This window comes from Enterovibrio sp. QJM3NY_24, from assembly GCF_057786035.1.
In genome coordinates this window covers 625,282-645,759 of record NZ_CM173520.1, presented here as the reverse complement: position 1 = coordinate 645,759, position 20,478 = coordinate 625,282, and the positions used below count along the sequence as shown (strand labels likewise).

General features: G+C 46.8%; 18 protein-coding genes and 1 pseudogene. 11 read left to right on the top strand and 8 right to left on the bottom strand.

Annotation, left to right across the window (positions count from 1 at the left end):
- The first annotated feature begins 83 nt into the window (after positions 1 to 83).
- Genes AC3CIC_RS19270 through AC3CIC_RS19250 form a run of 5 tightly spaced genes read left to right on the top strand, consistent with a single transcriptional unit; the run spans position 84 to position 5,376 of the window.
- A complete protein-coding gene (locus AC3CIC_RS19270) occupies positions 84 to 1,037 on the top strand; it encodes a Bug family tripartite tricarboxylate transporter substrate binding protein (RefSeq protein WP_274164299.1) in 954 nt (317 codons plus the stop codon).
- A 46-nt stretch (positions 1,038 to 1,083) separates the two neighbouring features.
- On the top strand, positions 1,084 to 1,539 hold the full coding sequence (locus AC3CIC_RS19265; protein WP_488516756.1) for a tripartite tricarboxylate transporter TctB family protein: 456 nt from the start codon (positions 1,084 to 1,086) through the stop codon (positions 1,537 to 1,539).
- A gap of 15 nt (positions 1,540 to 1,554) precedes the next feature.
- A complete protein-coding gene (locus tag AC3CIC_RS19260; protein ID WP_274164297.1) occupies positions 1,555 to 3,039 on the top strand; it encodes a tripartite tricarboxylate transporter permease in 1,485 nt (494 codons plus the stop codon).
- 2 nt (positions 3,040 to 3,041) lie between these two features.
- Complete coding sequence (locus tag AC3CIC_RS19255) at positions 3,042 to 4,622, top strand: gamma-glutamyltransferase family protein (protein WP_488516755.1); 1,581 nt, start codon at positions 3,042 to 3,044, stop codon at positions 4,620 to 4,622.
- 22 nt (positions 4,623 to 4,644) lie between these two features.
- A complete protein-coding gene (locus tag AC3CIC_RS19250) occupies positions 4,645 to 5,376 on the top strand; it encodes a DUF599 domain-containing protein (protein WP_274164295.1) in 732 nt (243 codons plus the stop codon).
- Between the two features lie 150 nt (positions 5,377 to 5,526).
- On the opposite strand, the gene AC3CIC_RS19245 is transcribed toward AC3CIC_RS19250, so the two are convergent.
- The 3 genes from AC3CIC_RS19245 to AC3CIC_RS19235 all read right to left on the bottom strand — a co-directional run bounded on the left by AC3CIC_RS19245 (position 5,527) and on the right by AC3CIC_RS19235 (position 9,183).
- Entirely contained in the window at positions 5,527 to 6,330 is an 804-nt protein-coding gene (locus tag AC3CIC_RS19245; RefSeq protein ID WP_274164330.1) for an IclR family transcriptional regulator, read from the bottom strand.
- Positions 6,331 to 6,445: 115 nt separating this feature from the next.
- Entirely contained in the window at positions 6,446 to 8,203 is a 1,758-nt protein-coding gene (locus AC3CIC_RS19240) for a cobaltochelatase CobT-related protein (RefSeq protein WP_488516754.1), read from the bottom strand.
- The gene (locus AC3CIC_RS19235; RefSeq protein WP_488516753.1) at positions 8,200 to 9,183 is read right to left on the bottom strand and encodes an AAA family ATPase; all 984 of its coding nucleotides are present in this window, start codon (positions 9,181 to 9,183) and stop codon (positions 8,200 to 8,202) included. The genes AC3CIC_RS19240 and AC3CIC_RS19235 overlap by 4 nt, the downstream gene beginning before the upstream one ends.
- A 209-nt stretch (positions 9,184 to 9,392) precedes the next feature.
- Between AC3CIC_RS19235 and xsc the strand changes: the two genes are divergently transcribed.
- Positions 9,393 to 11,204 (top strand): sulfoacetaldehyde acetyltransferase, encoded by a 1,812-nt coding sequence (gene xsc, locus AC3CIC_RS19230; RefSeq protein ID WP_394209142.1) that lies wholly within the window; start codon positions 9,393 to 9,395, stop codon positions 11,202 to 11,204.
- A 199-nt stretch (positions 11,205 to 11,403) separates the two neighbouring features.
- Here xsc and ompV read toward each other — a convergent pair whose 3' ends face one another.
- The 3 genes from ompV to AC3CIC_RS19215 all read right to left on the bottom strand — a co-directional run bounded on the left by ompV (position 11,404) and on the right by AC3CIC_RS19215 (position 14,321).
- Entirely contained in the window at positions 11,404 to 12,180 is a 777-nt protein-coding gene (gene ompV / locus AC3CIC_RS19225; protein WP_488516752.1) for an outer membrane protein OmpV, read from the bottom strand.
- A 93-nt stretch (positions 12,181 to 12,273) separates the two neighbouring features.
- Complete coding sequence (locus tag AC3CIC_RS19220) at positions 12,274 to 13,578, bottom strand: ATP-binding protein (protein WP_488516751.1); 1,305 nt, start codon at positions 13,576 to 13,578, stop codon at positions 12,274 to 12,276.
- Positions 13,579 to 13,580: 2 nt separating this feature from the next.
- Complete coding sequence (locus AC3CIC_RS19215; RefSeq protein ID WP_488516750.1) at positions 13,581 to 14,321, bottom strand: response regulator; 741 nt, start codon at positions 14,319 to 14,321, stop codon at positions 13,581 to 13,583.
- 486 nt (positions 14,322 to 14,807) lie between these two features.
- On the opposite strand from AC3CIC_RS19215, the gene AC3CIC_RS19210 reads away from it, so the two are divergent.
- Together AC3CIC_RS19210 and AC3CIC_RS19205 are read left to right on the top strand one after the other, a co-directional pair.
- Positions 14,808 to 15,692 carry a hypothetical protein gene (locus AC3CIC_RS19210; RefSeq protein WP_488516749.1) on the top strand — a complete coding sequence of 295 codons (885 nt, stop codon included), beginning with the start codon at positions 14,808 to 14,810 and terminating at the stop codon, positions 15,690 to 15,692.
- Positions 15,676 to 16,080, top strand: a complete 405-nt coding sequence (locus AC3CIC_RS19205) for a hypothetical protein (RefSeq protein ID WP_488516748.1) — start codon at positions 15,676 to 15,678, stop codon at positions 16,078 to 16,080. The genes AC3CIC_RS19210 and AC3CIC_RS19205 overlap by 17 nt, the downstream gene beginning before the upstream one ends.
- A gap of 303 nt (positions 16,081 to 16,383) precedes the next feature.
- Here AC3CIC_RS19205 and AC3CIC_RS19200 read toward each other — a convergent pair whose 3' ends face one another.
- Complete coding sequence (locus AC3CIC_RS19200) at positions 16,384 to 17,055, bottom strand: type 1 glutamine amidotransferase domain-containing protein (protein WP_488516747.1); 672 nt, start codon at positions 17,053 to 17,055, stop codon at positions 16,384 to 16,386.
- A gap of 131 nt (positions 17,056 to 17,186) precedes the next feature.
- Between AC3CIC_RS19200 and AC3CIC_RS19195 the strand changes: the two genes are divergently transcribed.
- Complete coding sequence (locus AC3CIC_RS19195) at positions 17,187 to 18,080, top strand: LysR family transcriptional regulator (protein ID WP_394209148.1); 894 nt, start codon at positions 17,187 to 17,189, stop codon at positions 18,078 to 18,080.
- Positions 18,081 to 18,128: 48 nt separating this feature from the next.
- Here AC3CIC_RS19195 and AC3CIC_RS19190 read toward each other — a convergent pair whose 3' ends face one another.
- A complete protein-coding gene (locus AC3CIC_RS19190) occupies positions 18,129 to 19,034 on the bottom strand; it encodes a LysR family transcriptional regulator (RefSeq protein ID WP_488516746.1) in 906 nt (301 codons plus the stop codon).
- Between the two features lie 113 nt (positions 19,035 to 19,147).
- Here AC3CIC_RS19190 and AC3CIC_RS19185 point away from each other — a divergent pair.
- Both AC3CIC_RS19185 and AC3CIC_RS19180 read left to right on the top strand, forming a co-directional pair.
- Positions 19,148 to 19,810, top strand: a pseudogene (locus AC3CIC_RS19185) (outer membrane protein); the annotation flags it as partial.
- 87 nt (positions 19,811 to 19,897) lie between these two features.
- On the top strand, positions 19,898 to 20,452 hold the full coding sequence (locus AC3CIC_RS19180; RefSeq protein WP_488516745.1) for a luciferase domain-containing protein: 555 nt from the start codon (positions 19,898 to 19,900) through the stop codon (positions 20,450 to 20,452).
- The last annotated feature ends 26 nt before the right edge of the window (positions 20,453 to 20,478 follow it).

The window sequence follows — 20,478 nt, the reverse complement described above, 5'->3', positions numbered from 1 at the left end:
AACCTGATCGTTATAGGGTTGTTAACGAAGTAACACAATACACAACTTAGTATTGCAATGCAATGTATATAGAGGTAAATATCATGAAGTATCTATTCGCTACTCTTTTTGCTGCGCTTTCTTTTGTCGCCAATTTCACTCAAGCTGCTGAATGGCCAACGAAGACAATTAAACTTACGGTTGGTTATGGGGCGGGTGGAACAACGGACACAGTGTCACGAGTGCTATCCACTGAACTTGAGAAAAGCCTTGGTGAGAAAGTCACCGTCATTAATAAACCGGGAGGTGGCGGATCTGTCGCTGCGGCGTTATCGAAAGCACAGCGCCCAGATGGTTATTCCATTTTTACATTAACGACAGGCGCTGCAGTATTGTCCCCTCATATGCAAAACCTGCCATACGATCCTTTAAATGACTTTTCTTTTATCTCTCAAATTGCCCAGTGGAACCTTGGAATAGTGGCCCCCAAGGATGCTCCTTACTCTTCCATTGAAGAGCTTGTCGAATATGTAAAGCAAAATCCAGGCGAAGTGAGTTATGCAATAGCGGGTGCAGGCACTCCACAACACCTTGCTATGGAGCGTCTCGCGCAACAAGAGTCGCTGAAGTGGAAAGCCATCCCGTTTAAAGGTGGTGCTGCAAGTGTCACTGCGCTGTTGGGTGGGCACGTCGATTTGATGGCTGGAGCAACAGAGTGGTTGCCTCAAGTCCGCTCTGGCGAATTTAAACTGCTTTCAATCATTACCGACAAGCGAATGGCTGAGTTCCCAAATGTACCAACCTTGATTGATGCAGGGTACGAGATCTCTGCGCCTTCTATTTTGGGTATTGCGGGTCCAAAAGGGATCCCAGATGAAGTGGTAGAGCGACTTGCCAGTGCAATAAAAGTCGCGACAGAAACCGAGGGTTTCAAGGCGATTATCGAAAAACTGGCTATGCAGGTGAACTATCTCGACTCGAAGGAATTTGAGGAGAATGTGACAGAAACGTTCCACGAACAAGGCGAAATCATTCAGCTTTCTGGGCTAGGGAAATAGCCCAGTATTAAGCGAGGGGAAGGTTAGAGCAGGAATTCAGGAAGGAATGATGAATCAAAAATTAAAGGACAGATTGTCAGCAGTGGTGCTTGTCATTATTGCTGCGGGTATAGGTGTCATATTAATACCAGAACAGGTTGAAGATACTCAATCTATCGCTTTGTCACCAAGGTTCTTCCCGTACTTTGGTTGTGCGTTGGTCGGTATTGGCGCAAGTTTTCTGTTTATAAGCAGTTTCGATAAAGCCTCTAGTGAACAAGAAACGGTAGCCCCAAAGCAGAATGTTAGAACTTGGCTTCGACCTTCTCTCTCTGTTCTTGTGATAGTCCTATTTATCAGTGTATTTGAGAAATACGGTTTCATCCTTTCTGTATCAGCAATGATGTTTCTGCTCTTTCTTATCAATGGAGTACGACGACTAGCGACGCTAATCATCATACCTATGCTGGTCACCCTCGCTCTCTATGCACTGTTTGTTGTTGGGCTGGGAATGTCCGTTTAAACCAAGGAGGGTTGTATGGAAGGCGAAATCTTTCAATCTGTTATTTCAGTTTTTTCTGTAGTGAATCTTGTCGCTATTTTTGTTGGCGTCGCATTTGGCATCTTTATGGGGGCAATACCCGGGCTAACCGGCACCATGGGTATTGCGTTGATTATCCCGCTCACCTATGGATTTAGTCCTCTAACCGCATTTTGCGTTTTGTTAGGGGCGTATAAAGGGTGTCTTTTTGGGGGGAGTATCCCAGCCATTTTATTGAATACGCCAGGCTCTCCCGCAGCAGCAGCGACTGTTTTGGATGGCTACCCTTTGGCTCAAAAAGGAAGGGGAAGCGAGGCGATGGGGATGGCGCTGTGGGCTTCCGTTATTGCTGATGTTATTGCTACTGTCATATTAGTTCTGGGCGCAGTCTCCCTTGCCAAATTGGCGACGAATTTTGGGCCGCCGGAATTTTCAACCCTAGTACTTTTTGCGCTTCTTGTTGTGGCTGGTGTGTCAGGCAATTCACTTTCGAAGGGGTTGATAGCCGCTTCATTAGGCTTTCTTTTTGGGACTGTCGGGCTAGATCCGATGGTTGCCACACCAAGGTTTACCTTTGATAACGTCAATTTGATGAACGGTATTTCTCTGATGGCGATGCTGATCGGTTTATTCGCCGTTTCTGAGCTCCTGATCCAAGCAGAAAATTTGGTTGAGAAACAGACAGCGAAACAAGCCAACGGCAAAGCCAGTTCATCTATTTCATGGTTTCAAATCAGGGGGAGCTTAAAGACCATCTGCAGAGGCTCATTCATTGGTGTTGTGCTGGGGGCGATACCCGGGTTGGGAGCAACGCCCGCGGCGTTTCTGTCCTATTCCGAGGCAAAAAGGAAATCGGCGACACCCGAGAAATTTGGCCAAGGAGAGTTAGAGGGAGTCGCTGCCGCAGAGTCAGCGAACAATGCTACCTGCGGTGGTGCTTTGATTCCTCTGCTCGCATTAGGTGTGCCAGGAGATGTGACAACTGCTGTCCTGATGGGAGCCTTCCTGATACATGGCTTGGCTCCTGGTCCTGCGCTTTTTAGTGAAGATATTTCGTTGATTTATTCACTGTTCGTCGTGCTTTTTATCGCATCACTGTTTCTACCTCTTGTTGGTAAGGTCGCGATAAAGCTGTTTTTTCAGATTACGAGAATACCCCAAAGTGTCTTGTTGCCCATCATCGCTGTGTTTTGTGTTGTTGGCGTTTATGGGTTCAACAACAGCACGGTCGATCTTTGGATTATGTTGGGGTTCGGTTTGCTGGGTTACGTCATGCGAAAGCTCGATTTTCCTCTTGCCCCAATGATGATTGGCTTTGTTCTTGAGCCAGTGGGTGAACAAGCAGTGCGTCAGGCGCTCACCCTGTCTGAAGGGAATTGGCTCATCTTCGTCTCTACGCCACTTTCTGTGTTGTTTTTAGTTTTATCTATCATATCTGCGGTGGTGATTTTCCGTCGTAACACAAATAAAAATGGAGTTTAACCGTGAGTTTGTCTCAGTCATCGTCTTGGAATATCACTAAAAAGGTCGTTCGTACTCACCGTGGTTTGGTGACCTCACAAAGTCGCATAGCTTCAGAAATCGGTGCTCAGGTTTTAAGAAACGGCGGAAACGCTGTTGATGCTGCAATAGCAACATCGTTCGCTTTAGGCGTCGCAGAACCTTGGATGAGTGGTATCGGTGGTGGCGGCTTTATGGTGGTTCGTTTAGCCAAAACGGACGACGTTAAGGTGATCAACTTCGGTATGAAATCACCTAAGAATCTTGATGTCGAAGACTATCCTTTGGTTGAAGGTTCGGCGACAGATCTGTTTCCTTGGACACGCGTCCATGAAGACAGGAATGTTACTGGTGCGTTGGCGGTGGCTATTCCCGGTCAAGTTGCTGGAATGGGGCTGGCAGCTGAGCATTTTTCATCACTTCCTTGGAAAGAACTCATTCAACCATCAATAGACCTTGCTAAGAAAGGGTTAGCCGTTGATTGGTACGCGCAGCTGATTATTTCTTCCGTAACTAAAGATCTGGTGCTGTATAAAGCCTCCGCCGAGACTTTTCTGGATTCCGGTCTTTTCCCTAAATCTTCTGCTTGGACTTCTCATTCATCAAACGTCTGTGATCAGTCTAGCCTTGCTAAAACGCTGAAGACAATAGCAGAGGAGGGGCATCAAAGCTTTTACCGCGGGGAGTTAGCAAGAACCATTGTCAATGAACTTATCGCAGCAGGTGGCAAGCATTGCTTGGAAGACTTTGAAAGCTACACGGCGACTTTGCAGACTGCAGATAAATACAGTTATCGCGACCATACCATATTTGGTACGCCGTCAATGACTGCCGGACCAACCTTAAAACGCACTCTTTCACTTATGGAGAATTGGCAGCCAGAGGGCAATTCTCCTGACTCAAAAGCCTACAAGGTATATGACACTGCCATTAGGTTGGCCAACGAAGAGCGTTATCGTTTTATGGGGGATGAACGTAAAGAAGTGGCGCCTAGTTGCACGACACATTTTAATGTTGTTGATTCGGAGGGGAATTGCGTATCGGTCACGCAGACACTGCTTTCAATTTTCGGCTCCAAGTTGATGCTGGGGGACAGTGGCATTCTTATGAACAACGGCATTATGTGGTTTGACCCAGAGCCCAATATGCCGAACTCTCTCGCTGCGGATAAATGGTGCTTGGCGAATATGTGTCCCACTATTCTCAAACGCAGTGATGGTCTTTACTTCGCTTTAGGGGCATCGGGCGGAAGAAAAATAATGCCAGCAGTCGCGCAGCTATCCTCGTTTATCTTGGATTATAAGGTGGATATTGAGAAGGCAATGCGGATGCCGAGGATAGATACTAGCCTGAGTGATCTCACGATTGTCGATGACACTATGGATGAAAGTCTCGTTGAGGATTTAAGGGGATCACTACGACAGGTCAAATTAGCCCCACGGACTATATATCCGTTCAATTTCGCTTGTCCGAGCATCATTTCGAGTCAAGTTGAAGATGGTCGGCTTGAAAACTCTGGGATGACAGAGGTGATGTCAGCCTGGTCAGATTCGATCAAAGAGTAAAGGGTGTGATTGGTGAAAGGGGATGACTGAATTTTTACAAAAGCTGAATGACGGCGATCTGATAGCACTTGTTGTCCTCTTTTTGTCTTTATTTCTTTATGAGCCTATAAGTAAAGCCATATTTGGGAAGAATATTTCCAGTCAAATGATGTTATGGAGAAAAGCGTGGGCAACACAAATGCTCTGGCGTCATGAGAGAATTACGGATGTCAGTTTGGTTAGAGGTCTTATTCATAATGTATCTTTCTTTGCGACAACGACTGTTTTTGTCATCAGTGGCTTAGTTGCACTGTTGGGTACGAGTCACTCAATCACCGAAAAAATAAACTCTTTTTCTTATTTGAATGGAACGACAGAGGAGGCTGTGGTTTTAAAAATAACGAGTTTATTGATAATTATGGTGATTGCATTTTTTGAATTTGCTTGGTCTATGAGTTTACACGCGAATTCTTTGCTTATGCTTGGTTCAGCGCCAGAGCCAAGTGAGAAAGACTCAAAAGCAGCGAGCCTTGTTGTGAACAAACTTTCAGAGATGAGTGTCTTAGCGTCATACCATTTTCAATATGGTGTAAGGGCGTATTATTTTGGGATGTCATCTTTGGCCTGGATTATACACCCTTATGTTTTCTATGCTGTATTTCTCATTGTTATTCTTGTTATTTTAAGAAGAGAGTTCTTTTCAAGAGCCTTTAATATAACGTCAATGGAAGACATTGAATGGCCTTCGTCAGGTTCTTCAACGGAGAGTCGCTAAGGGCAGAACGTCGGTTGAATGGAGGAGATATTATGTTTATCAGCGAACCACGTTTACACTGATCAACTCAACTCAACTCAACTCAACTCAACTCAACTCAACTCAAGCGAGGCTAGTTGACTGTGGGGCAGTCATCTCTTCCCCACAGAGTCAATGATCATCGCCCCAGCTTTCGTCTTCAATCTTTGCGAATGCTAAAGAAGCCCTTTGCAGTGCTGGCAAGAAATGTAAGGCCTGTTCAGCTTTTAGTCGCATGATGGGAGCCTGAATAGCAACAGCGAGGTTTGACCTTCCGCGTTTAGACGGCACCAGAACGGCTACACACAATAATCCAGGCAAGAATTCTTCATTGTCGATTCCATAGCCGCACGCTTTGACGTTTTCTAATTCTTTTTCCAGAGATGACATATCAATGATTGTTTTCTCGGTGAAAGCTGTCAGTTCTGCGTTACTAAGCAGTCTACGGCGCTGGGAAGGGGCCATATTTGCTAGAAACAATTTACCTGTTGCCGAACAGTGAACTGGTACCTTAGAGCCTGGATGCAAATGGAAACGCAAAGGTGCTTCTGTTTCTACACGGTCTACGTAAATGACTTCACCACCAGACAAAGAGGTGAGGTTACAGCTTTCTCCAACCTCATCCCGCAACTGGCTTAATACTTGGTGTCTGGCGCTGTGCGTTGTTGAATTTAACAACACATCTTCTGCCAGATGACGTAATCTCGCGCCGCTTCCATAGTGGCGCTCGTCGCCGTCACGTTGAATGATACCTGCGCTTTCAAGCTGCTGAAGCATTCTATGCAGTGAAGGTTTGGGAATATTGGTTTCTTCGGTGAGATCTTGCAATGAGAAGAATTCGTCTTTTTTTGCAATGATTTCCAGCAAAGAGAATAATCGTAATGTTGGTGTATCACCGTCTAAAACGGCCAGATCGGATTTTTTACTGTTTGTCATTGTTATCCCTTCCTCCATACCCGCCATGTATATCAGAGTTTCGGAAAATGACAATAAATCATCTTAGAAAATGAAATCTGTTGCCATGTGTTCACGTAGATATTCGTTGCCTAGCTTACTTTTGCGAATTCCGCCGTTTTACTCGTGTTTCCCTAACTGACGCCGTAATGTGCATGATGACGTCGTTAAACGTTGCACTATCGGGCTCGAAATCAACATTTAACGTTAAGTTTTTAGGGTAGAAGCGGCTGAGGTCTGTACCAACACCGATTGCAGCAATGATGTCACCCTGTTTTCCCCTTTGTGCGATGACTTGCCTGAGGTGGTTGTCTAAATAGAAATCATCATTTGTCAGGTGAGTCGCCGTGTCCATGGGACTGCCATCAGATATCACTAGTAATACATGTCTTGAGGCATCTATCTGATTCGACCTTGCCGATGCCCATTCAATCGCTTCGCCATCAATTCCTTCACGGAAAATGTCTCCCTTCATTAGTGCGGCAAGGTTTTTAGAGCCCTGACGCCAATGTGTTTTGGCATCTTTAAAGATCAAATGGCAAACTTCGTTCATTCTGCCTGGCATCGCCTGCCTGCTGGTCATCAACCATTGTTTGTAAGGTCGCCCACCATTCCATGCGTGGGTTGTGTATCCGAGAACCTCAGTAGGTACACTACCAATGCCAAGCGCCCTGACCAGCCCATCAACGAGATGGATAATATTTTCCATGTGCTGTTTCATGGAGCCTGAGCAGTCAATGAGTATGGTGACAGCGCTATCAGGACGTTCAACGAAGTGTTCTTTAATAAATACGCGCTTTTCCATAGGGGATGAGACAACCTGTGGAAGGCGACCTCCGTCGATGTATCCTTCTTCTTCCTCGAATTGCCAACCGTCCCGTGTTTGTTGGTTTAAACAAAGCAGCAGTCTTCTGGCAATTTCCCGAAGGTTAAGTCCCAAATGAGCAAAACGTTTATCAAGGTGTGATCGAAATTCTGCAAGCTGTACGTTTCTCACCAAACTGCATGCTTCGATCTCGGAATCAAACTCGCGGCTAAATATTTGATATTGATGACGATGTGCCACAAAGGACTTGCTGTTTCCTCCTGTGGCTGAAGAGTAGGTGTTTTCAGTATCAATGTCTGCCCTGAGTAATAGCGGAAATGCGCTGAGAATTTGATGTGTTTTCTCTTCATCGTCCTCATCTCGCTGGCATTCGTTCACCATGTTGGACACTTTTTCGGCCAGTGATAATGCATGTCGCCCAAAGTCTCTTTGGTTGTATTTGTTGCGACGAAGACCGGATAATTCTGTACCCAGGCTGGGCACAATGCCGGCGCGGGTCGCTTCAATTAAGTCTTCAATCTCTGGGTCGATAGGCATTGAAAAAAGGCGTGACCGAACAATTTGAATCACGGTGAACAGTAAGATACCGAGCTTTGACTCCATGAGGCTTGCATGCAATGCCAGTCTGCTCCATGCATCAAAACGATGGCGAATATTTTGTTGGGTACCCAACTGGCTGCCGTCGCTGAACAAAGCCTCGGTGCGAAATTGCTCAAGCAGGTCAAATAGCATTCCAGCCAAAGATTCGGCAGGCATTGTAGATTGATAAAGATCTGCATCACTGAACAAAAGGCGTGATGAAATAGCGTCCGCCCGCCCGCGCTGTGCTTGCGCATCATGGGAAAGATCATCAGCCTGTAAGTGAGCGGCTGAGATCGGCATATACACCGTTCCATTGTAAAAATGCTCACCACGAAGCTTGAGCTCCGAGTTGCCCGTTTCTGAGCGGATGGTTGCTAGCGTGAGCTCCCGTCTACGCTGTTGGGCTCGGGTAAAAGGTGCGGGTTCGGAGTGGTGAGCGCGATTCATCTTTCAGTGCCCGTTAAAGCGGAGTCTTCCTCTAAGATTTCCTCATTGAAACAACGTTGATAAAGCTCGTTGATGATTGGCCATTCGGCTTCATCACATTTGTTTAGGAAGGTGAGGCGAAAGGCAACTTTCGGGTCTGTGAAGATTTCGCAATTCTCCGCCCATGTAATCACTGTTCGTGGCGACATTAACGTTGATGTATCACCGGTTGAAAACGCTTGGCGCGTGAGGTTCGCAAGTTCAACCATTTGTGCCACCAGCTTTCTTCCGCGCTCAGTATTGTTGGAGGGAGCACGTGCTAAAACTATTTTGGCTTCTGCTTTCGGTTCGAGGTAATTGAGTGTCACGACAAGGTTCCATCGGTCGATTTGCGCTTGATTTAATATCTGAGTGCCAGAATACAGACCCTGTAAATTCCCTAAGCCGACAGTGTTGGCTGTGGCAAAAAGGCGAAATGAAGGATGCGGCTCGATCACTCTGTTTTTATCTGTCATGACGAGCTTTCCATCTTTTTCAAGCAAGCGCTGAATGACAAACATCACGTCAGGCCTTCCGGCATCATACTCGTCGAGGATCAGCGCGATGGGTCGGCTCGCTGACCAAGGTAGAATGCCATCTTGGAATTCAGTGACCTGCTTTTCATCTCGAATAACCAAAGTATCTTTTCCTACCAAGTCCAGTCGGCTGATATGCCCGTCAAGGTTGATTCTCATGCAAGGCCAGTTAAGCCGGGCTGCAACTTGCTCAATGTGGGTGGATTTACCCGTGCCATGTAGCCCTTGAATCAGTGTTCTTCGGTTGTGAGCGAAGCCCGCGAGAATAGCCGTGGTCACTTCTGGATTGAACACATAGTCAGGGTCAATTTTGGGTACCAATTCACTGGTATTAGAAAACGCGGGTACAAGTAAATGCGTATCGATACCGAATACTTCTTTGGCAGACACCAGAATATCGGGCCCTTGTAACATTGTGGTCTCCATTGCTCCTCCTTCAATAATCCTTTCAGCAAGCGTTTGTGCCTCCTGCTTTACCAACGACACCATTTCTCGGTGGTGAGACTTACGAAATAAAACATTCCGTTATTAAATTTATTCATTGACCAATCCCAAGGCATGGCATTAACTGGATGTTAAATTCCGTATAACGAAACATTTAATTCCATTTTATGAAATTTGGCAAGGAGAACATAATGAGTGAATCATCAGGACGTACTGTTGTTGAAGGTCCAACTAAGATGACGCCATCAGAAGCATTTGTGGAAACACTGGTCGCAAACAACGTCACAACGATGTTTGGCATCATGGGATCTGCGTTCATGGATGCGATGGATATCTTCGCGCCTGCTGGGATTCAGATGATCCCAGTGGTGCATGAGCAAGGTGCAGCACATATGGCAGATGGCTACTCACGTGTGTCTGGAAATCATGGGGTGGTGATTGGTCAGAATGGCCCAGGGATCAGTAACTGTGTTACTGCGATTGCGGCGGCTTACTGGGCACACAGCCCTGTGGTGGTGATCACACCAGAAACAGGAACCACGACCATGGGGTTGGGAGGATTCCAAGAGTGTAACCAACTCCCGATGTTTCAGGAATTCACTAAATACCAAGGACATGTCACTCACCCAGCAAGAATGGCGGAGTACACAGGGCGTTGTTTTGATAGAGCCATGAGCGAAATGGGCCCTACGCAGTTGAATATTCCACGCGACTACTTTTATGGCGAAATTACCTGTGAAATTCCGAAACCAGCCCGCTTAGATCGGGGCGCTGGTGGCGAGAGTAGTTTGAATGAAGCAGCAGATATCCTTGCTGAAGCCAAGTTCCCTGTGATCATTTCTGGTGGCGGCGTCGTGATGGCAGATGCTGTTGAAGAATGCAAAGCACTGGCTGAGCGTTTGGGTGCACCAGTGGTAAATAGCTACCTGCACAATGATTCATTCCCCGCTTCACATCCGCAGTGGTGTGGCCCGTTAGGTTACCAAGGTTCAAAAGCCGCAATGAAATTGATCGCTCAAGCGGATGTTGTGATTGCGCTGGGCTCACGCCTTGGGCCATTTGGCACCTTGCCACAACACGGCCTTGATTACTGGCCGCAGAACGCCAAAATCATCCAGATTGATGCTGACAACAAAATGCTGGGATTGGTGAAGAAAATTTCAGTCGGTATCTGTGGTGATGCGAAAGCGGCAGCGGTGGCACTGACCGAGCGCTTAAGTAGCCGAGATCTGGCATGTGATAGCAATAAAGAAGAGCGACTTGGCATCATGAAACAGGAAAAAGATGCTTGGGAAAAAGAGCTGGACGAGTGGACGCATGAAAAAGACGCTTTCAGCCTCGACATGATTGAACACAACGCAAATGAAACGCCATTTTCTGGTGGCGAATATCTCCACCCCCGCCAAGTTCTGCGTGAGCTAGAAAAAGCGATGCCGGAAGATGTCATGGTTTCTACAGATATTGGCAACATTAACTCCATTGCCAATAGCTACTTAAGATTCGAGAAGCCCCGCAGTTTCTTCGCGGCAATGAGTTTTGGTAATTGTGGGTACGCATTCCCAACCATCATTGGCGCCAAAATGGCGGCGCCAGACAGACCTGCTATTTCTTACGCTGGTGATGGCGCTTGGGGAATGAGTCTGATTGAAACCATGACCTGTGTGAGACACCACATTCCCGTAACGGCAGTGGTTTTCCATAACCGTCAGTGGGGCGCAGAGAAAAAGAACCAAGTTGATTTCTACAACCGTCGCTTTGTTGCGGGTGAGTTGGATAACGAAAGCTTCGCAGAAATTGCACGCGCGATGGGCGCGGAAGGTGTCACTGTAGATCGTTTGGAAGATGTTGGCCCAGCACTTAAAACCGCGATCGACAAACAGATGAACGAAGGGAAAACCACCGTGATTGAGATCATGTGTACTCAGGAGCTGGGAGACCCATTCCGTCGCGATGCGCTCTCTACGCCAATTCGTTTCCTCGAAAAATATCAAGATTATGTTTAATCAGACTTCGTGAAGTCAGCAGGGCTGAACGATGAAATTCATTGAATGATGGAAAGGTGAGTGTTTGGCTGAGTGTATTCAGCCAAACCTCTCTCAAACGCTAAAACACCCATTGTGCTGTCGGTAAAACAGGTAAGGTGTTCATTGCGTTAGTTTGCGGAAAAATAAGCCTGATGTTGTCGTCAGGCTTTTGTGCGTTTTAGAAGTGATAGGCGATGGTTGCTCCAACCATCCACTGGTTGGCGCTGTCAACAATGGGAGAGTCAGCAACGTCGCTGCCTAAACGTGTGTATTGCGTTGACTGTGTCAGGTTCCAGCTTTCACTGAGAGGATAAATCAGCTTATATCCCAACTCATAAGCCACACTGCTGTCACCGGTGTAGGCTGGGCGATTGGCTCGCGCTTCGTTTTGATTGACGCCAAAATAGTAGTCGACAAAGTCTTTACTTTGCAGCATTACACCGGCGAAAGAGACAAAATCTGCATCACCGATGGTGGCAATGTCGAAGTATCTTGCACCAGCTATATATCCTTTGTAGGCGCCCGATACATCGTGTTGGAAATAGGTCGAAATCACGCCTGTCCCGAGTCTAAAATCTACGTTCAAGCCGAGGTCGACACTCAAGTCACGGTCATCCATACCTTTTAGAAAGTCTGAGGTGTCATCGTCATACGCTAGCCCAGCGCTGGTCAGGATAACCCCGATGTTTACCTGATCACTGTCTGTACCGTAGACGCGATAGTTCGCGCCAGTAAAATCGACATTGAAGTCATCACCGTGGTAGCCAAAATTCAACACAGGAACGACTGAATCATCCTGTTCCTTGTAGAGATCGCTGATGCCAGCAACGCCCGCCTCCGCTATCCATGTGTTTTGTTTGGTGTAGATACTACCGTTTAAAATATACGTGTCCCCCGCGGCATGCACGGCAGAGGCTGCGGCAAGCGTTGAGAATAAAACGACAATGTTTTTCATGATTCTGTCCTTAGCTGTACGTGTTGTGAACACCGTACAAAATCAATCAGACTGACAAAAGGATCAGTTTGTCATTAGTTGGTGACTACTTTGTCACTGATTGTCAGAGCCATGATTTGGAATGGTAAGAACGAGTTTGGCACCGCCCGTGGAACCTTCTTCGAAGGTCGCCTGACCGTCATGTTTCTCAACGATTAACTTAACGATGGATAACCCCAACCCGTGCCCCATATTTGCTTTGTTCCTTGACGGGTCAACGCTAAAAAAGGGTTCGAAAACGCGTTCGCGAAACGGCTCTGGGATACCGGGGCCATCATCTTCAACGATGATTTTAATGGTTTGCGCATGTTGAGAACAATGCACTGTCACCCTTGATACTGAGTACCTCATGGCATTGACTAACACGTTTTCAATCGCGCGCTTTAGTAACGTTTTGTCAGCCATAAACACAATGTCAGGGTCAACCATTGCGTCTATTTGACGGTTTTGGGAATTCGGGAGGCGAGCTATCAAATGCGTTATAAAGGGGCGGGCCGCAATTTCCTCTTTGTTAAGCGGTGCGTCCTGACGGCCTACCTTTGCGAAATAAAGCAGTGAATCGACTAACTGCTCCATTTCCTCCGTGTCTTCGATAATACTCGCGATTTTTTTCTTTAGCGCCGGTGAGTGGGTCTCTTCATGAATAATTTCTGCTTGCCATTGAATGCGAAAAATCGGTGTCCGAAGGTCATGGGCGACGGCTTGGGTGAGAGAGCGGTTGCTGGTAATGAGTTGGGATATTTTGTCAGCCATTTCATTAAAGCTTTCGTTCATTTTTCCCACTTTGCTGCCGCTGTTAGTTGGTGCTCGCACGTTTAAGTTGCCCTTGGCGAATTCCGCTGTCACGTGCTGTAGGGCGCGTGTTCTACGACCGATAAACCAGATCAACCAGCTTGAATAAATTAGGAAACCGACCGCAATGAAAACGAAAAACAGTGAGTCACTAAAGTCAATTTTCTGTCTGACCATTGCTGTCTCATCAGGAGCAATTTGATAGAAAGTGTTTGAGTCAGGAAAGATAAGCCAAAGTGCTCGATCGTCGTCATGAAAGGAATAAGGGTGGGGCGGCGAATTTTGTGCGAAGTAGTCTCTTACCTCTTTAGGTGCAGCATCCACTGGCACCATGTTCAAGGTACTGGCTGTGGATTCGGCATAGTTGGTTAACAATTGCGCCGTAAACTCGCTGCCTTGCGGCTCAGACAAGGTGCTGAGGACACGGTGAACGGCTGCTGCCTGCATGTCCTCCAGTACATTGTCATAATCCGGATTGAGTTGGTAGACCACGAAGTCAAAGGCAAACAGACTGACAATGAAGAGAAAAAACAGTCCGATAAATGATTCGATATAAATGCGCCACATAGTCACACGTTATGTTGAGAGTCTTGCCAGGCATCAGGCACAAAAAGGTAGCCCTTTCCCCTGACAGTAATGATGCGACAGGGTGAGGCGGGGTTGTCTCCTAGTTTTTTACGCAAACTGACCACTTTGTTGTCAACGGTACGATCCAACCCATCATATTCAATGCCTCTTACTGCACGGGTGAGTGTGTCTCTGGATAACACCTTATCCGCTGATTCTGCGAGCAACCATAAAAGATCAAATTCACTGTCTGATAAGGGAATATGCTTCTCTGCTAATGCACACCGTTTACGAGATTTATTCAGTGTTAAACGGCCATAAGCCAAGGTGTTGAATGCGATTGATGGCGAGTGTTCCGTTGTCTTGGGTTGACTGTCAGCCCGACGGATCAACGCGCGCAACCGAGCCAGTAACACTCTCGGCTTTATCGGTTTGGTAACAAAGTCATCCGCGCCGATTTCCAGCGCAGCCACGTGGTCGAAATCATCATCACTGGCTGTCAGCATGAGTACTTTGCCAGAAAATTGCGCACGTATCTGTCGGCAAATTGTCAGGCCATCGATGTCAGGTAGCATGAGGTCCAACATCACGATGTCGGGTTGCTCCGATAAAATAGCCGCAATTGCAGCCTCTCCTCGATCAAACGCCTTAACGTCGAAGTCTTGTTCCCTGAAATAGGAGGACAGGAGGTGACGAAGCTTTTCATCATCCTCAACAATAAAAAGACGGGGAGTAGCGGCCATCTGACGTCCTCAATACTCATGTAAACAATATGATCCACAAACTGTTTTAGCACAGTCTCAGCGATTAAGTGGTTATGAATTTTGAATGAGTAAACCGAAAGTGTAGGCAGGCCTGCGCGAGCTTTGGGCTCGTTCATTGCATTGCTAAATCGATTTACGGGCGTTTGATTGCGGGTGAGGTAGAAAGCTGGCTAGGTTGTGCCCCTTTTCACGTTACAGAAAGCAAACGCTATCAGTCTCACTTCGAGAGCTTTCGTTCGATTTACTAATGCCAATCGAAAGGTGAGAAGAAATCTCCCATCATGACGAAATTCTCGTTATTAGTTTTTTCGATATAATGATAATCTATTCAAAACAGCTATTTACGCTAATCCTTAGCACTGGGCATTTGCTTGAAACATCCTAAAGCGGGTGTTTAATTACCCCGCATTGGGATCTGATAAATTGTTATAACTACTTTTTGAGTTCATTGTGAGGAGAATTAAGTTGTACGAAAGTTCGTTTGAAATTCGGCTTGACTATAAGCCATCAACAGGTAAGCCAGAGCGAGTATTTCTGGCGATGGCAGCTTATGTAACTGCGTTTGAAAACTTGACGTTTACAGTAGGCAAATCAATAGATGCTGACCTGAATTTTACTTATGAGCTTTCGGGCGTTGAAATTGGTTCTCTTAAAAGCATAATTAAGTGTACGTCCGGCTTTCAAAAGGTAACTAATGCGTTGACTTCAATACCTCGATACATCGCTAATTCTATGGTCGATTTAGACAGCGTCGAAAACGAAGACGTTATTGATAGTGTGGTAAGAGGTGTTGAGAATGAAATTTTATCACATGGTGCTGTAGAGTTTCCTAATCAGGTTAATATTGATCGCTATCAGTATGCCAAAGATCTCAAAAGCCTTTGCAAGGCTTCTGAACTTCTTGCTGATGGAGAAACTATCGATATTCGCATACCACAGGTTAATAATGTCACGTATCTAAATACCAGAGTCAGATTCGACAAGGAGGTTGACGATTTATTTGTTGCAGACAGCACTGAGGTTAAAAAAATCGAAACTTTACTAGTCAAAAAGCCAGTGTTCTTGGGTGAATCTCAGTGGGACTTTAAGAGTGTAGAGAGAAACGTCTCGTTCTCTGCTCCAATCGAACATAAAGAATGGCTAGGTCGTTATCAAAGTTGTGATATAGGGCACTTAGACCCAGGAGATGCACTAATTGCTTATGTCTGTTATCAAGCTGTCAGGCTTAAAGGCTCAAAAATATATACTCATAAGCAACACCGTATCTTGCACGTAGAGCGTGTTGTAAAAGGAAAAGAGCTGCAAATTCGTATCGAAGAAGCGGAGAAATCTCGTGAAGACAGCAAATAGTAATATTCTTGCTTTAATTGCTGACTACATTTTCGTGATACTACCTTTTGTAATAATACTGATCGTAAGAAGTGCTCAAGGGATAAGTAGCTCCTTTTATATGCTTCCCGATTGGGGGATCGCCGCAACTATCGTGTATGGACAGTTAATTGTTAAGCTTGCTACGGCGCTAGCCAAAACGAATAAGCCAAAGAAAACTTCAGCAGTGAACTTCTATCTAACAGTATTGATTGCATTTGGTCTAGTGGTCAATGTGGTGATCAATATTTTAATGCTAGTTATTCCAAACGAGGTACTGGGTAAAACTCAGATAGCATTGTTCGCCTTGGCTACTATTTGTCACTTTGTTATCGGCTCTGCGGTAAATCATATAGAGTCAGCTACTTAGAAAGCATTTTTATAACACATATGAGCTCTTCTCTGGTCAATAGCCAATGCTATCGAACAGCAAAGCCGTCTACTTCGTTTTCCCCAAATTCAGCTTATTCGAATCGCAAGACTCATGGCATAAACTTTAAGCTCATTTCTGTCCAAAAACGAGCCAGCGCAGCCTAAAGCTGCGCTGGTGGCATAATCAGTCGTTAAAGCCGCGCACTTCCAAAAGCCAAAAGGAAAACGTCAGTGTTGAGCAAGGCAGTGGTTCGCTCGTCACCGACGTTTAAATCTGTTCTTTTTTGCGTGCGTGTCAGCGCTATTTAAGAAGCGCAACCATTGCTTCACCTACACCATGTGCACTTGCAGGGTTTTGGCCTGTCACAAGGCGATCGTCAGTAATCACATGCACACCCCAAGGCTGAATTTTGCTAAATTTCGCCGCTTTGCGCGTCAGCGACTCTTCCAGCAAGAAAGGAATGTCGTTGATGGTGCCAAAATCCACTTCTTCTTCACGGGTAAAACCGGTCACGGTTTTATCTGCGATCAACGGTTGTCCATTGCTCAGCGTGATAGGAAGCAAAGCAGCAGGGCCGTGGCACACAGAACCAATCACGCCGCCTTTTTCGTAGAGCGTTGCCGCTAGGCTTGCCGTGAGAGCATGTTCTGCCAAATCAGAAAGCAGACCGAAGCCACCCGGATAGAAAATGGCATCGTAATCATCGATGTTGATTTGATTCACGGGAATGGTGTTGTTCACGCGAGATTGGAATTCTGCGTCGTTGAAAATGCGCGTGTTCACGTCATCGCCTTCTATATTTTCACCATAGAAAGGCACTGCGCCACCATTGATAGACGCGACGTCGTAGCTGAAACCAGCTTGCAGAAAAGCATCCAACGCGTGGGTCATCTCAGGGGCGTAAGTGCCGTTAGCCTGATCAGTAGTGCCAAGCGTGGCGTGATTCGTAGTGATGATAAGAATCTTTTTCATAATCTAGTCCTTTGAAAGCGAATCGACTTGGATGTAGGTAAGCCGTTCGATGCCCATCATTCTATGCTTTCGCTATATGGGTGATAATCCGCTAAAATGGAAAACCGTCTTTGCTATATGGCAATAATGTAATGAACCTTCACTCACTCAGCTTTGATGGCATTGTCGAATTCGTAACAGTCGCCGATGCTAAAGGATTCAGCGAGGCAGCGCGTCGCTTGAACTGTTCGGTCAGCCATGTTTCTCGTCAAGTGTCTCGATTAGAACAGCGACTAGGAACGGCGCTGTTTGCGCGATCGACACGCTCGGTAAAGCTGACGGAAACGGGGCAGCAATATTATCTGCAATGCCAAGAGCTTGTTAGCGGGCTTGATCAAGCCAATGAGAGGGTGACGGGTACGCAGTTTGATTTGCAAGGTACGCTGCGCATCAGCATGGCGGGATCTTTTGCTGAGCAATTTGTCGCCCCTGCGCTGGTAACATTCGCCAAACAGCACCCTAAGCTGACGGTCGAAGTGGATTTCAGCAGTCGCCATGTGAATTTTGTGGAAGACGGTATCGACTTCGCGATTCGCTATGGTCGATTGCAAGATTCAGGGCTGGTGGCGAGAAAGCTCGCTGATCGCAGTCTGATGGCGGTGGCTTCGCCAGATTACCTGTTGAAACACGGCGAACCCAACCACCCCAAAGCGTTGGCACAGCATTCGTGCTTAATCACCAACAACGACACTTGGCTGTTTGAACACGATGGCAAAGAGATACCTGTGAAGGTGTCTGGGCGTTTTCGATGCAACAACGCCAATGCCTTGGTGGAGGCGTGTAAAGGTGGGTTGGGGATTGGTTATATGCCAAAAAGCAGTTTCCAGCAGGCAATGAATGAGGGCGAACTGGTTCCTGTTCTCGCGCCTTTTTGGACACGAAAAATCACCTCTTGGGTGGTGTATCAAAACCGTAAGTTCTTGCCACTCAAAGCGCGTCTCGCTATCGACCATTTGTTGACACACTTTGAAGGGTGGCAGGAATAACGGATGCGACGTTAAGAGTGAGAAGTCCATTGGAATAGTGCCGTAGGTCTAACACTTGGATGCGGCAGCATACGCCTGCTCTTTTTCCGCCAAAAACCGAGCCAGTAATAGCGTCAAATTGGCTCTGCGTGACTTGTCCGGCCAAACGGCGTAACAACCGACAGGGCTGAGTGTCCAATCAGGTAAGAGCTGGACAAGTTCACCCGACACCAAGCCTGATTTGGCGAGGTGAAGCGGTAAAACACTAATCCCGACGTTTTGACGCACAAAGTGGAACAGAGCGTCGATGCTGTCTACCTGCAGGCGAGAGTGGTTAAAAGACATCACTGATTTTTTGTCTGCTGATGAAAACTCAATGTTCTCATTGCGCTGTTTGTAGCTGATCCACTCCCAATCGCTGAGGTCTTCAGGTTTGGTAGGTTTAGGGCGAGACGCCGCATATTCAGCCCCCGCAACAAGAACCCGTTCAAACTCTCCTAACTTGCGTGCAACCATAGAACTGTCATCTAGCCAGCCAATGCGGATATTGAGATCAAACCCGCTTTCGACTAACCCCACGAGATGATCGGTGTAAGAAACCGACAAGCTAACACGTGGATATTCACGAATAAAATCAGCAAGAAAAGTGGATATGTGGGAAGAGGACATGTAGGCAGGGAGAGAGATATTCAATGCGCCGACTGGTTCTACCGATAAGGCATTAAGCTCATTCAGGCCCATTTCCGCATTGCGCAGCATGTCCACCACTCGCGGATAAAACATACGCCCTTCATTCGTTAGCGAGATTTTTCGCGTGGTGCGATAAAGCAATGTGATCCCCAGATGGTCTTCGAGGTCAGACACGGTTTGGCTGACTCTTGACGGGGCGAGATTGAGATCCCTCGCTGCAGCGCGAAAAGAGCCTTCGTCTACCACCCGCGCAAAAATCGCCATGTGTTTAAGATAATGAATCATTGTTCTGCTCAGCGGAATTATGTCTTCTTATAATGCAGGATAACAGAATCAATGGGATTGCTGTAGATTTCTCCTAAGCCGAAATGGCGTGACTTAACGTAAAGGGAGAGACCATGAGATCGACGCGTACACCGGTACTATTCGCTGCATTCGCCACCACACTTTTTTCCGGCATTGCCAGTGCAGAAGGCCTTTATGCCACAGGATTGCTGGGGAAGAGCTATCAAGCAACAGACTCAGAACCTTATGGTAATAACATCGCACAAGATGCCGATTTTCCGGGTAAGTTTGATGCGGGTGACGGCACGGTCACGACTCTCGGGCTTGGGTACATCATTAACGAGCAATTTCGCGTAGAAACTCGCCTTGGCTATCGTGAAGGCAAGTTTAATAGCCAACGTGTCGGCACTGGCTCACGAGTAGGTGAAGAATATGCGCTTAACGGAAAACTCAAAAGCACCACGCTGACCCTTGAAGGCTTTTATGACGTGAACACAGGCACGGCATTTACGCCATACCTGAAAGCGGGTGTTGGTGTGGCGCGCAACGAATATTCGGCAAAGCTGGGTGGCGCAGGTGTTCAAGGCTTTTTCGATCAACTCGATGGTACGTCAGACGGCTTCTATGACGACTATGCGGATGAAACCTCCACGGAATTCACTTGGAATGTAGGTATCGGTACGAGTTACGCCATTACCGAGAAAATTAGCCTGATTGGCGAATATCAATTTGTCTCGTTGGGTGATGCCAGTACGGGCCAAGATGATTTCACGGATGGCTTTCGCATCGACAACGCAACAGCACATGAAGTGCAGCTAGGTTTGCGTTACCTGTTCTAAGTAAATCGTCATCGGAGGCATGTCATGTGTACCAAAAGAAAAATCAGCGCGTTGTTTGCATTGCTCTTGAGCGCTTTGTTCATTAGGACAGCCTTCGCCGCGGAACTTGAACGTCTGCCAGCGCGAACCAGCCCAGTACCAGCTACCACCAATAGCGTGCCACACATGCAATTGGGCGGGGAATCAAATCCTGCTTTTTTGGCAGAACTCATGACGCGTGTTTCGCGCGTTCAAGGTATTGAAATTCGAGACACGATGATTTCCATGCCCGGCGCGAGCGGGTTTTGGGTTTCGGAGCATCTCGAATTGGCCAACCCTCAGGCGATAGTTGGCGGGCGCGAATTCGCGCACATGCACCCCGATGGTAGTTTGCATGCGTCGCTTTCTCCCACAAAAGCTAGCGAAGCAGTCAACGCGGGTTGGGCGACTTATCACCCTTGGGCGAAGAAACGAAAGGGCTGGGAAGGATTTGTCATGATTTACACCCCAACGACCGATGCAGAAGTCAATGTCGTCTATCAACTGGTGCTGGCTTCCTTTGATTACGTGACAGGACAAAAACTCTCGTCCCTCAAATAAAGGGCCTCACCTATCTATTTGTCATT